This window comes from Vibrio sp. Vb2960, assembly GCF_033337665.1.
GTDB classification, from domain to species: domain Bacteria; phylum Pseudomonadota; class Gammaproteobacteria; order Enterobacterales; family Vibrionaceae; genus Vibrio; species Vibrio alginolyticus.
In genome coordinates this window covers 36,956-49,409 of the sequence record NZ_JAWORD010000023.1, presented here as the reverse complement: position 1 = coordinate 49,409, position 12,454 = coordinate 36,956, and the positions used below count along the sequence as shown (strand labels likewise).

Sequence of the window (12,454 nt, the reverse complement as noted above, 5' to 3'; positions counted from 1 at the left end):
TGAGCTTAACTCACACCGCGTTTCTTTTTGTACGGCAAGCCATCCATGAGCTTTAGCCGTCGCATTCAATAAGGAAGAAGTATGATCCACATTATTACAGGCAGCACGTTAGGTGGCGCAGAATACGTAGGGGATCACCTGAGTGATCTACTCAACGAGAATGGATTTGAAACAACGATCCACAACCAGCCTTCCCTCAGTGATATCGAAAATCAAGGTACGTGGTTGGTGATCACCTCTACACATGGAGCTGGTGAGTATCCTGATAATATCCAACCTTTTATCGCAGCATTACAAAATACACCGCCAAAAATGACTGATGTAAAATTTGCGGTGATTGCGATTGGTGACTCTAGCTACGATACGTTCTGTGCCGCTGGTCAACACGCTTATGATTTATTAGAGGATATTGGTGCAACCCCTCTCGCAGATTGCTTTAAAATCGATGTACTGAGCCATGATGTGCCAGAAGACGCCGCAGAGATGTGGTTAAAAGAGAATATCGAACGTTTTTAAACTCACGACTTTCCCTTCAACAGAGTCGAAATTCGGCTCTGTTTTCTCCCATGTGAATAACTCCCACCAAATTATTTTGTTTAACCGCTCAAAAACCAACCAAACAGACTGTGGATAACTACAATAAGATCCAGTGATTTTCCTTTAGTTATCCCAATAACAACTTTGATCAATTTTACCCCCTGTGTATAACCACCACTTTTGATCCCAGGTAATCCTCGATCTGATCCAATCATGATCACAAGATATGATCCAAAGAAGATCCATGATCTTGTTGATCATTTTTAGGTTATCCACAGAAACGGTCGATCCTAATAGTAGATCTAATAAAAGATCATATATATAGATCTTATATATATTTATCTTGAAGCTTAAAACGGATAAAACGAGAAAACGTTTTTCTCTCTGGCATAAAGCAGGTAAAATACGGCTCCTTTATCTGTCCATTAAATCCCTTTGAATACCTGAGGTCAGTTCATGCTTTATCACGAAAACTTTGACGTCATTGTTGTCGGTGGCGGACACGCAGGAACGGAAGCCGCGCTCGCATCTGCACGCACAGGACAAAAAACGCTTCTCCTTACCCATAACATCGATACATTAGGCCAGATGTCTTGTAATCCGGCGATCGGTGGTATTGGTAAAGGTCACTTAGTAAAAGAAGTAGATGCTATGGGCGGTTTGATGGCTGAAGCCATCGACCATGCAGGTATTCAGTTTCGTACACTAAATGCCTCCAAAGGTCCTGCAGTACGAGCAACTCGAGCTCAAGCCGATCGCGCTCTGTACAAAGCGTACGTTCGTAATGCATTAGAAAATGCGCCTAACTTAACGTTGTTCCAGCAGTCAGTTGATGATCTGATTGTTGAACAAGATCGCGCAGTTGGTGTGGTAACTCAAATGGGACTTCGCTTTCATGCGAAAGCCGTTGTGCTAACCGTGGGTACCTTCCTTGGTGGTAAGATCCACATAGGTATGGAAAGCTCGTCTGGTGGTCGTGCCGGGGATCCACCATCGATCGCATTAGCGGATCGACTGCGTGAACTGCCGTTCCGTGTGGATCGTTTAAAAACAGGTACTCCACCGCGCATTGATGCTCGTACTGTTGATTTTTCAGTGCTAGAAGCTCAGCACGGTGATAACCCAACGCCTGTATTCTCGTTCATGGGCAAACGTGAACAGCATCCGCGTCAGATTCCATGTTTCATCACCCACACCAATGAACAAACTCACGATGTGATCCGCAGTAACTTGGATCGCAGTCCAATGTACGCAGGTGTGATTGAAGGTATTGGTCCTCGTTACTGTCCGTCTATTGAAGACAAAGTGATGCGTTTCGCTGACAAAAACAGCCACCAAATCTTCATTGAGCCAGAAGGCCTAACCACGCACGAGTTATACCCTAATGGTATCTCGACCAGCTTGCCATTTGATGTGCAAGTACAAATCGTGCGCTCAATGAAAGGGTTTGAAAATGCACACATCGTTCGCCCAGGTTATGCGATTGAATATGATTTCTTCGATCCACGTGATTTGAAGCAAACGTACGAGACGAAGTTCATCCATGGTTTGTTCTTTGCTGGCCAGATTAATGGTACGACTGGCTACGAAGAAGCCGCAGCGCAAGGCTTGATGGCGGGCCTAAACGCAAGCTTGTTTAGCCAAGACAAAGAAGGCTGGAGCCCACGTCGTGACCAAGCTTACATGGGCGTGTTGATTGATGACTTATCGACCATGGGTACCAAAGAGCCGTACCGCATGTTCACTTCTCGTGCGGAATACCGCCTGCTACTTCGTGAAGATAACGCCGATTTACGTTTAACGGAAAAAGCGCGCGAGCTAGGCTTGATTGATGATGTTCGTTGGGCTCGCTTTAACGAGAAAATCAACAATATGGAAACGGAGCGTCAGCGTTTGAAAGCAACGTGGATGAATCCGAAGTCAGAGGGTGTTGATGAGTTGAACAAGCTGCTGAAAACCCCAATGGCCCGTGAAGCGAGTGGTGAGGATCTTCTGCGTCGTCCAGAGATCACTTATTCGCAACTGACGCAACTTGAAGCGTTTGCTCCTGCTCTTGAAGATCAGCAAGCGGCTGAGCAAGTTGAAATTCAAGTGAAATACGATGGTTACATCAAGCGTCAGCAGGAAGAGATCGAAAAATCACTGCGTCACGAAAATACCAAGTTACCTGCTGATTTGGATTACCGCGATGTAAAAGGTTTATCAAACGAAGTCGTTGCTAAACTGAGCGAGGCCAAACCAGAGAGCATCGGTATTGCATCACGCATTTCTGGTATTACGCCTGCTGCAATTTCTATTCTACTTGTTCACTTGAAAAAGCATGGTTTGCTGAAGAAAGGTGAGGAAGAATAATGAGCGCATTGCGAACAAAGCTGGATTCACTGATCGCGAAAACCGATTTGGAAGTGTCAGAACAGCAACGAGAGCAGTTAGTTGGTTATGTCGAACTGCTCGACAAATGGAACAAAGCGTACAATTTAACATCGGTACGTGATCCGCTTGATATGTTAGTGAAACATATTCTTGATAGTATCGTTGTAAGCGCACACCTGCCCGGTGAGCGCTTCATTGATGTTGGTACTGGTCCGGGGTTACCGGGCATCCCTTTGGCAATCATGAACCCTGAGAAAACCTTCTTTTTGCTCGACAGTCTTGGCAAACGCATCCGTTTTATCAAGCAAGTTGTGCACACATTAGGGCTGAAAAACGTGACACCAATTCAAAGTCGCGTCGAAGAATTCCAGCCTGAAGAAAAATTTGATGGCGTTTTGAGTCGAGCTTTTGCTTCAATGACAGACATGGTGGAATGGTGCCACCATTTGCCGAAACAAGAGCACGGGGTGTTTCTAGCGCTGAAAGGACAGCACCCTAAAGATGAAATGGATCAGCTTCCTGAATGGTGCAGTGTGACAGAGATCATATCTTTGACTGTTCCTGAGTTGGAAGGTGATCGTCATCTAGTAATCTTATCGCGCAAGGAAAATTAGCGAGGTAATCGTGGGTAAAATTGTAGCAATCGCCAACCAGAAAGGTGGGGTCGGCAAAACAACAACGTGCATTAACTTAGCGGCTTCGATGGCGGCAACAAAGCGCAAGGTTTTGGTGATCGATCTCGACCCGCAAGGCAATGCTACGATGGCCAGTGGCGTGGATAAGTATATGGTCGACGCCACCGCATACGATCTTTTGGTCGAAGATACACCGTTCGATCAAGTCGTTTGTACCCAAACAACAGGGAAGTATGATTTGATCGCGGCGAACGGAGACGTAACCGCGGCAGAAATCAAATTGATGGAAGTTTTCGCTCGTGAAGTGCGTCTAAAAAATGCATTGTCGTCAGTTCGCGATAACTATGATTTCATCTTTATTGATTGTCCTCCTTCTCTAAACCTTCTTACAATCAATGCGATGGCGGCAGCTGACTCTGTGTTGGTGCCGATGCAATGTGAATACTTTGCGTTAGAAGGTTTAACTGCTCTTATGGATACAATCAGCAAGTTAGCGGCTGTTGTGAATGAAAACCTCAAAATCGAAGGTTTATTGCGTACCATGTACGACCCACGCAACCGCTTATCGAATGAAGTATCCGATCAACTTAAAAAACACTTTGGGAATAAAGTTTACCGTACTGTCATTCCGCGTAATGTTCGTTTGGCTGAAGCGCCAAGTCACGGTAAGCCAGCAATGTACTACGATAAGTACTCCGCAGGTGCCAAAGCGTATCTTGCTCTAGCGGGCGAAATGCTCCGCCGCGAAGAGATCCCAGTTTAACTCTAACCTAAGGAATTCAATCCCATGTCTAAGCGTGGTCTCGGAAAAGGACTGGATGCGTTATTGTCGACCAGTTCGTTTGCTCGTGAAAAACAGCATATTGCATCGCATAGCCAAGAATTATCGGCAGACGGTGAGTTAACCGATTTAGCGATTGGTCAATTGCAACCGGGCGTATACCAACCGCGTAAAGATATGGCGCCTGAAGCGCTAGAAGAACTAGCGGCTTCGATTCAATCACAAGGCATTATTCAACCAATCGTGGTTCGCCAGGTCGAAAATGGTCAGTTTGAGATCATCGCAGGTGAGCGCCGCTGGCGTGCTGCAAGGCAGGCGGGTTTAAAACGCGTGCCGTGTTTGGTGAAAAAAGTTGAAGATCGTGCCGCCATCGCCATGGCGTTGATTGAAAACATTCAACGTGAAGACTTGAATGTGATTGAGGAAGCCCAAGCGCTTGAACGTCTACAAGATGAATTCACGCTGACACACCAGCAAGTGGCCGATGTGATTGGTAAATCAAGAACGACGGTGAGTAACCTATTACGTCTGAATCAGTTGGAAGTTGATGTAAAAGGTCTGGTTGCAGATAAAAAATTGGAAATGGGTCATGCTCGAGCTCTGTTAGCGTTAGAAGGCGAACAGCAAGTCGAAGTAGCTCAACAAGTGGCTAAGAAACAAATGACTGTTCGCCAAACCGAACAGTTAGTAAAAAAGTGCTTAGCCCCACAAAATGAGCAAAAAGGGCAACAAGAGGATACCGAAGCCGAGCAAATGTCGCATAAATTGAGTCAGCTGCTTGATGCAAAAGTTTCTCTTACCCGTTCTGCAAACGGAAAAGCGAAATTGACGATAAGTCTTGATGAGCCTCACAAATTGGACCAACTAATTGCCAAGCTTGAGGCCTAGATGAGATAATTGATTTAGGTCAATTAATCTAATTAATCGAATTTTGTGCGAAAGTTGTCGTTTTGTAAACAAAACTGTAAGTTTTTGATGCAATCGAATTGCTTTACGTTGAACTGAACGTATAATTTTCGCCAATTTCCCAGCACAGAGAGCTAAGTGCGAAGTGGATATTACTAGAGGTACGAATACATGGTAGCTGCGTTAGCTAGACCAGGACGAGAGCTCGCAAGGCAATTGTTAATGATCCAGTCTGGCGCGGTTATTTTTGTGGCAGCAGGAATGGCGGTAGCCATAAATCCTGACTGGGGATTTTCAGCGCTGATTGGCGGAGGCATTTTTGTTGTTGCCAATGCAGTATTCGCGCTATGTGCTTTCATGTTTAGTGGAGCTCGCGCTGCCAAGCGCATCGCTGCTTCCTTCTATACGGGTGAAGTACTGAAAATTCTCATCACGGTTGCACTGTTCTATGTTGCCTACATGTATATGCAGGTGGAACTTGTTCCCCTCAAACTAACCTATTTGCTGGTACTAGGTATTAATATCTGTGCACCAGTGCTATTCATTAACAACAAAAAATAGGATGAGTTATGGCTGCGCCAGGTGAAGCGCTAACATCGTCCGGTTACATTGCCCACCACCTTTCTAACCTATCGCTATACAAGTTGGGTTTAGTAGGGTCGGAGACAAGTTTCTGGAACGTACATATCGATAGCCTGTTTTTTTCTTGGTTTACTGGTTTAATCTTCCTCGGAATTTTTTACAAAGTAGCAAAGAGAACAACAGCGGGTGTACCGGGTAAGCTTCAGTGTGCTGTAGAAATGATCGTTGAATTTGTCGCCGATAACGTCAAAGACACGTTCCATGGACGCAACCCACTGATCGCGCCTTTAGCACTGACTATCTTTTGTTGGGTATTTTTGATGAACGTGATGGACTTAGTTCCTATCGACTTCTTACCATACCCAGCAGAGCATTGGCTAGGTATTCCTTACCTTAAGGTTGTACCGTCTGCTGATGTGAATATCACCATGGCTATGGCTCTAGGCGTTTTTGCATTGATGATTTACTACAGCATCAAAGTAAAAGGTCTAGGTGGATTCGCAAAAGAACTTGCACTACATCCATTCAATCACCCACTGATGATTCCGTTTAACCTACTAATTGAAGTGGTATCGCTATTAGCGAAACCTCTATCACTTGGTATGCGTCTATTCGGTAACATGTTCGCGGGTGAGGTTGTATTCATTCTTTGTGCGGCAATGCTACCATGGTACTTACAATGGATGGGTTCACTACCGTGGGCAATCTTCCATATCTTGGTTATTACGATTCAAGCCTTCGTATTCATGATGTTGACAATTGTTTACCTGTCAATGGCACACGAAGATCCTGATCATTAATTTTTTTAAAGCTTTTTATTTGGGCACTAAGCCAACAACTATAAATTGGAGATAGTAATGGAAACTTTACTGAGCTTTTCTGCAATCGCCGTAGGTATTATCGTCGGTCTTGCTTCTCTTGGTACAGCGATTGGTTTCGCACTGCTAGGTGGTAAATTCCTAGAAGGTGCTGCACGTCAACCAGAAATGGCTCCTATGCTACAAGTTAAGATGTTCATCATCGCGGGTCTACTTGATGCGGTTCCAATGATCGGTATCGTAATCGCGCTACTATTCACTTTCGCAAACCCATTCGTTGGTCAATTAGGTTAATCACCTTTAACTCGGGACGGGCGATTATCGCTTGTCACTGATTAACACTAAGTCCAAATAGAGGGGTAGCTGTTGTGAACATAAACGCAACTCTGCTAGGTCAAGCAATCTCGTTCGCACTATTTGTGTGGTTCTGCATGAAGTATGTATGGCCACCATTGATGCAAGCGATCGAAGAGCGTCAGAAGAAAATTGCTGATGGTCTTCAAGCAGCAGAACGTGCTGCGAAAGACTTGGATCTAGCACAAGCCAACGCTTCTGATCAATTGAAAGAAGCGAAGCGCACAGCAACTGAGATCATCGAACAAGCGAACAAGCGTAAGTCTCAAATTCTTGATGAAGCTCGCGAGGAAGCTCAGGCAGAACGCCAGAAAATCCTAGCGCAAGCAGAAGCAGAACTTGAAGCTGAACGCAATCGTGCACGCGATGAGCTGCGCAAACAAGTTGCTACTCTGGCTGTAGCTGGTGCTGAGAAAATCCTTGAGCGTTCTATCGATAAAGATGCGCAAAAAGATATTCTCGACAACATTACTGCAAAACTTTAAGTCTGGGGGCGCATATGTCTGATTTGACTACTATCGCACGCCCCTATGCTAAAGCAGCCTTCGACTTTGCTTTAGAGAAAGACCAGTTGGACCAATGGGGCCAAATGTTATCTTTTGCTGCTGAAGTGGCCAAAAACGAACAAATGAACGAACTACTAACGGGTTCGGTTTCTGCTGACAAAATGGCAGAAATTTTTGTTGCAGTTTGCGGCGAACAAGTTGATGCGCACGGTCAAAACCTTTTGAAGGTAATGGCTGAGAATGGTCGTTTAGCGGCCCTTCCTGATGTTTGCACGGAGTTTTTTACTCTGAAAAAAGAACATGAGAAAGAAATTGATGTTGAAGTAATTTCAGCAACAGAGCTTTCTGATGAACAACTTGCAAACATTGGCAGCAAACTTGAAAAGCGTCTTGAACGCAAAGTGAAGCTGAATTGCAGTGTAGATGAGACCCTACTTGGTGGGGTTATTATTCGAGCCGGAGACCTAGTCATCGATGACTCAGCGCGTGGTCGTTTGAACCGCCTGAGCGATGCATTGCAGTCTTAATGGGGATTGGAGCATGCAACTTAATTCCACGGAAATTAGCGATCTGATCAAACAACGTATCGAATCTTTCGAAGTTGTTAGTGAAGCTCGCAACGAGGGTACTATCGTATCGGTAAGCGATGGTATCATCCGCATCCACGGCCTAGCGGACGTGATGCAAGGTGAAATGATTGAATTACCGGGTGGCCGTTATGCACTGGCACTTAACCTTGAGCGTGACTCGGTTGGTGCGGTTGTAATGGGCCCATATGCTGACCTTAAGGAAGGCATGAAAGTTACAGGTACTGGCCGCATTCTTGAAGTGCCAGTTGGTCCAGAACTACTAGGCCGCGTAGTAAACACGCTGGGTGAGCCTATCGATGGTAAAGGTCCAATCGAAGCGAAAATGACTTCGCCTGTAGAAGTGATCGCACCAGGTGTAATCGACCGTAAATCGGTAGACCAACCTGTGCAAACTGGTTATAAGTCAGTTGACTCAATGATCCCAATCGGTCGTGGTCAGCGTGAGCTTATCATCGGTGACCGTCAGATTGGTAAAACAGCACTGGCGATCGACGCGATCATCAACCAGAAAGACTCTGGTATTTTCTCTATCTACGTAGCAATCGGTCAGAAAGCATCGACTATCGCTAACGTTGTTCGCAAACTAGAAGAGCACGGCGCACTACAAAATACTATCGTTGTAGTTGCATCAGCTTCTGAATCTGCAGCGCTTCAATACCTAGCGCCTTACGCAGGTTGTGCGATGGGTGAATACTTCCGCGATCGCGGTGAAGACGCACTGATTGTTTACGATGATCTATCTAAGCAAGCGGTAGCTTACCGTCAGATCTCTCTACTACTTAAACGTCCACCAGGCCGTGAGGCATTCCCAGGTGACGTATTCTACTTACACTCGCGTCTACTAGAGCGTGCAGCTCGTGTAAACGAAGAGTACGTAGAGCGTTTCACTAACGGTGAAGTGAAAGGTAAGACTGGTTCTTTGACTGCTCTTCCTATCATCGAAACTCAAGCAGGTGACGTTTCAGCATTCGTACCGACTAACGTAATCTCGATTACCGATGGTCAGATCTTCCTACAAACTGAGCTATTCAACGCTGGTGTTCGTCCTGCTGTTGACCCTGGTATCTCAGTATCTCGTGTAGGTGGTTCAGCTCAGACGAAAATCATCAAGAAACTATCAGGTGGTATCCGTACAGCACTAGCTGCATACCGTGAACTAGCGGCATTTGCTCAGTTCTCTTCTGACCTTGATGACGCAACGAAGAAACAGCTAGACCATGGTCAAAAAGTTACAGAACTAATGAAGCAGAAGCAGTACGCTCCAATGTCTGTATTTGACCAAGCTCTAACTATCTTCGCGGCAGAGCGCGGTTACCTTGATGATGTAGAACTTAACAAAGTTCTAGATTTCGAGGCGGCTCTACTATCGTACGCTCGCGGTCAATACGCTGAACTAGCAGCTGAGATCGACAAGTCTGGCGCTTACAACGATGAAATCGAAGCTCAGTTGAAGAAACTGACTGACGACTTCAAAGCAACCCAAACTTGGTAATTAGGTCGGTGGCAGTTTCTGCCACCAACTAACGGAGAGTAACGATGGCCGGCGCAAAAGAGATACGTAATAAAATCGGTAGTGTTAAAAGCACTCAGAAAATTACGAAAGCGATGGAAATGGTAGCAGCTTCAAAAATGCGTCGTTCTCAAGATGCAATGGAAGCTTCTCGTCCATACGCTGAAACAATGCGTAAAGTGATCGGTCATGTGGCTAACGCAAACCTAGAGTACCGTCATCCGTACCTAGAAGAGCGTGAAGCTAAACGTGTTGGTTACATCATCGTTTCGACAGACCGTGGTCTGTGTGGTGGTTTGAACATTAACGTGTTCAAAAAAGCCGTTACAGACATGCAAGCATGGAGAGAGAAAGGTGCTGAGATTGAGCTAGCCGTTGTTGGCTCAAAAGCAACAGCTTTCTTTAAACATGGTGGCGCAAAAGTTGCGGCACAGGTTTCTGGTCTTGGAGATAATCCAAGCCTACAAGACCTAATCGGCTCTGTTGGCGTAATGCTGAAGAAATACGATGAAGGTGAACTGGACCGTCTATATGTAGTATTCAACAAGTTTGTAAATACTATGGTTCAGCAACCAACGATCGATCAATTGCTACCTTTGCCTAAATCGGACAGCGAAGAGATGCAGCGTGAGCATTCATGGGACTACATCTATGAGCCTGAACCAAAACCTCTACTGGATACGCTATTAGTGCGTTACGTAGAGTCTCAGGTATACCAAGGTGTGGTTGAGAACCTTGCTTGTGAGCAAGCGGCTCGAATGATTGCGATGAAGGCTGCAACGGATAACGCAACCAGTTTGATTGACGATTTGGAACTTGTGTACAACAAAGCCCGTCAGGCTGCGATTACACAAGAACTATCAGAAATCGTTGGTGGTGCAGCTGCGGTTTAAGCTTAGGTAAAACGAAATAGTTTAGAGGATTAACGATGGCTACAGGTAAGATCGTACAGATCATCGGTGCGGTAGTCGACGTAGAGTTCCCACAGAGCAATGTACCTAGTGTATATGACGCTCTAAACGTAACGGACTCAAAAGAGCGTCTAGTTCTTGAAGTTCAACAACAGCTAGGCGGTGGCGTAGTTCGTTGTATCGTAATGGGTAGCTCTGATGGTTTACGTCGTGGAGTCGAAGTGGTTAACACTGGCGCTCCAATTTCAGTACCAGTAGGTACTAAAACTCTAGGTCGTATCATGAACGTCCTAGGTGACGCGATTGACGAGCGTGGTGAAGTGGGTGCGGAAGAGGTTTACTCTATCCACCGTAGTGCACCAAGCTACGAAGAGCAATCAAACGAAATTGCACTTCTAGAAACGGGCGTTAAAGTAATCGACCTAATTTGTCCATTCGCTAAGGGTGGTAAAATCGGTCTATTCGGTGGTGCAGGTGTAGGTAAGACCGTTAACATGATGGAACTTATCAACAACATCGCACTACAGCACTCAGGTCTATCAGTATTTGCTGGTGTTGGTGAGCGTACTCGTGAAGGTAACGATTTCTACTACGAGATGCAGGAAGCGGGCGTTGTAAACGTTGAGAAGCCTGAAGAATCAAAAGTAGCGATGGTTTACGGTCAGATGAACGAGCCACCAGGTAACCGTCTACGTGTTGCACTGACTGGTCTAACAATGGCAGAGCGTTTCCGTGACGAAGGTCGTGACGTACTACTGTTCATTGATAACATCTACCGTTACACACTTGCAGGTACAGAGGTATCAGCACTACTAGGTCGTATGCCTTCTGCGGTAGGTTACCAGCCAACTCTTGCAGAAGAGATGGGTGTACTTCAGGAGCGTATCACGTCAACGAAATCAGGTTCTATCACGTCTGTACAGGCGGTATACGTACCTGCGGATGACTTGACTGACCCGTCTCCAGCAACAACGTTCGCGCACTTGGATGCAACGGTTGTACTTAACCGTAACATCGCTGCAATGGGTCTATACCCTGCGATCGACCCACTAGATTCAACATCTCGTATGCTTGATCCACTAGTCGTTGGTCAAGATCACTACGAAGTTGCTCGTGGTGTTCAGCAGACGCTTCAGCGCTACAAAGAGCTGAAAGATATCATTGCTATCCTAGGTATGGACGAGCTATCTGAAGAAGATAAGCAAGTTGTATCTCGTGCACGTAAGATTGAGCGTTTCCTAACTCAGCCTTACCACGTAGCAGAAGTATTTACAGGTGACCCTGGTATTTACGTACCTCTAAAAGAGACTCTACGTGGCTTTAAAGGTCTACTAGCTGGTGAATACGACGACATTCCTGAGCAGGCATTTATGTACTGCGGTAGCATCGACGATGCTATTGAGAATGCGAAGAAGCTATAAGGCTAACTAGGAGGCGATATGGCAGCAATAACCTTTCACCTAGACGTAGTAAGCGCTGAGAAGAAAATCTTCTCTGGTCGTGTTGAAACGTTTCAGGTGACCGGTAGCGAAGGTGAACTTGGTATTTTCCATGGTCACACACCGCTGCTGACCGCTATCAAGCCTGGTATGGTGCGTATTGTGAAACAGCACGGCCACGAAGAAATTATTTATGTTTCTGGTGGTATGGTAGAGATTCAGCCTGGTACAGCGACTGTACTAGCTGATACAGCTATCCGTGGTGAAGAGCTAGACGCAGCGAAGGCAGAAGAAGCCAAACGCCGCGCTGAGGAGCAAATCCAGAATCAGCATGGTGACATGGACTTCGCACAAGCGGCCAGTGAACTGGCTAAAGCCATTGCTCAGCTACGAGTTATCGAGCTGACAAAAAAGCGTCGCTAAGCTCAATTAGCAACGTTGCATGAAAAAAGGCGGCCAATTGGTCGCCTTTTTGATTAATTTTAGTTGGAAATTTACATCCCACCATTAAC

The 12,454-nt window shown here is 45.7% G+C and carries 14 protein-coding genes; all 14 read left to right on the top strand.

What is annotated here, in order from left to right:
* Nucleotides 1-81 precede the first annotated feature (81 nt).
* The 14 genes from mioC to R7O03_RS18385 all read left to right on the top strand — a co-directional run bounded on the left by mioC (nucleotide 82) and on the right by R7O03_RS18385 (nucleotide 12,365).
* Nucleotides 82-516, top strand: coding sequence for an FMN-binding protein MioC (gene mioC / locus R7O03_RS18450; RefSeq protein ID WP_005378900.1), 435 nt, complete (start codon nucleotides 82-84; stop codon nucleotides 514-516).
* Between the two features lie 477 nt (nucleotides 517-993).
* Nucleotides 994-2,889, top strand: coding sequence for a tRNA uridine-5-carboxymethylaminomethyl(34) synthesis enzyme MnmG (gene mnmG / locus R7O03_RS18445; RefSeq protein WP_005378901.1), 1,896 nt, complete (start codon nucleotides 994-996; stop codon nucleotides 2,887-2,889).
* Complete coding sequence (rsmG, locus tag R7O03_RS18440) at nucleotides 2,889-3,524, top strand: 16S rRNA (guanine(527)-N(7))-methyltransferase RsmG (protein ID WP_318131928.1); 636 nt, start codon at nucleotides 2,889-2,891, stop codon at nucleotides 3,522-3,524. The genes mnmG and rsmG overlap by 1 nt, the downstream gene beginning before the upstream one ends.
* Before the next feature lie 10 nt (nucleotides 3,525-3,534).
* The gene (locus tag R7O03_RS18435; RefSeq protein ID WP_005383838.1) at nucleotides 3,535-4,308 is read left to right on the top strand and encodes a ParA family protein; all 774 of its coding nucleotides are present in this window, start codon (nucleotides 3,535-3,537) and stop codon (nucleotides 4,306-4,308) included.
* Nucleotides 4,309-4,332: 24 nt separating this feature from the next.
* Nucleotides 4,333-5,214 carry a ParB/RepB/Spo0J family partition protein gene (locus R7O03_RS18430; protein WP_005383840.1) on the top strand — a complete coding sequence of 294 codons (882 nt, stop codon included), beginning with the start codon at nucleotides 4,333-4,335 and terminating at the stop codon, nucleotides 5,212-5,214.
* A gap of 189 nt (nucleotides 5,215-5,403) precedes the next feature.
* Nucleotides 5,404-5,793, top strand: coding sequence for a F0F1 ATP synthase subunit I (locus R7O03_RS18425; RefSeq protein WP_005378921.1), 390 nt, complete (start codon nucleotides 5,404-5,406; stop codon nucleotides 5,791-5,793).
* Nucleotides 5,794-5,801: 8 nt separating this feature from the next.
* Entirely contained in the window at nucleotides 5,802-6,614 is an 813-nt protein-coding gene (atpB, locus tag R7O03_RS18420; RefSeq protein WP_005378922.1) for a F0F1 ATP synthase subunit A, read from the top strand.
* 57 nt (nucleotides 6,615-6,671) lie between these two features.
* On the top strand, nucleotides 6,672-6,926 hold the full coding sequence (gene atpE, locus R7O03_RS18415) for a F0F1 ATP synthase subunit C (RefSeq protein ID WP_002540812.1): 255 nt from the start codon (nucleotides 6,672-6,674) through the stop codon (nucleotides 6,924-6,926).
* Between the two features lie 74 nt (nucleotides 6,927-7,000).
* Complete coding sequence (gene atpF, locus R7O03_RS18410; protein ID WP_005378929.1) at nucleotides 7,001-7,471, top strand: F0F1 ATP synthase subunit B; 471 nt, start codon at nucleotides 7,001-7,003, stop codon at nucleotides 7,469-7,471.
* 14 nt (nucleotides 7,472-7,485) lie between these two features.
* The gene (gene atpH, locus R7O03_RS18405; RefSeq protein WP_017635596.1) at nucleotides 7,486-8,019 is read left to right on the top strand and encodes a F0F1 ATP synthase subunit delta; all 534 of its coding nucleotides are present in this window, start codon (nucleotides 7,486-7,488) and stop codon (nucleotides 8,017-8,019) included.
* 13 nt (nucleotides 8,020-8,032) lie between these two features.
* Nucleotides 8,033-9,574 carry a F0F1 ATP synthase subunit alpha gene (gene atpA / locus R7O03_RS18400; RefSeq protein WP_005378931.1) on the top strand — a complete coding sequence of 514 codons (1,542 nt, stop codon included), beginning with the start codon at nucleotides 8,033-8,035 and terminating at the stop codon, nucleotides 9,572-9,574.
* Between the two features lie 44 nt (nucleotides 9,575-9,618).
* On the top strand, nucleotides 9,619-10,485 hold the full coding sequence (gene atpG, locus R7O03_RS18395; RefSeq protein WP_005378932.1) for a F0F1 ATP synthase subunit gamma: 867 nt from the start codon (nucleotides 9,619-9,621) through the stop codon (nucleotides 10,483-10,485).
* Nucleotides 10,486-10,520: 35 nt separating this feature from the next.
* A complete protein-coding gene (gene atpD, locus R7O03_RS18390; RefSeq protein WP_005383849.1) occupies nucleotides 10,521-11,924 on the top strand; it encodes a F0F1 ATP synthase subunit beta in 1,404 nt (467 codons plus the stop codon).
* Between the two features lie 18 nt (nucleotides 11,925-11,942).
* Nucleotides 11,943-12,365 carry a F0F1 ATP synthase subunit epsilon gene (locus tag R7O03_RS18385; protein WP_005378937.1) on the top strand — a complete coding sequence of 141 codons (423 nt, stop codon included), beginning with the start codon at nucleotides 11,943-11,945 and terminating at the stop codon, nucleotides 12,363-12,365.
* Nucleotides 12,366-12,454 lie beyond the last annotated feature (89 nt).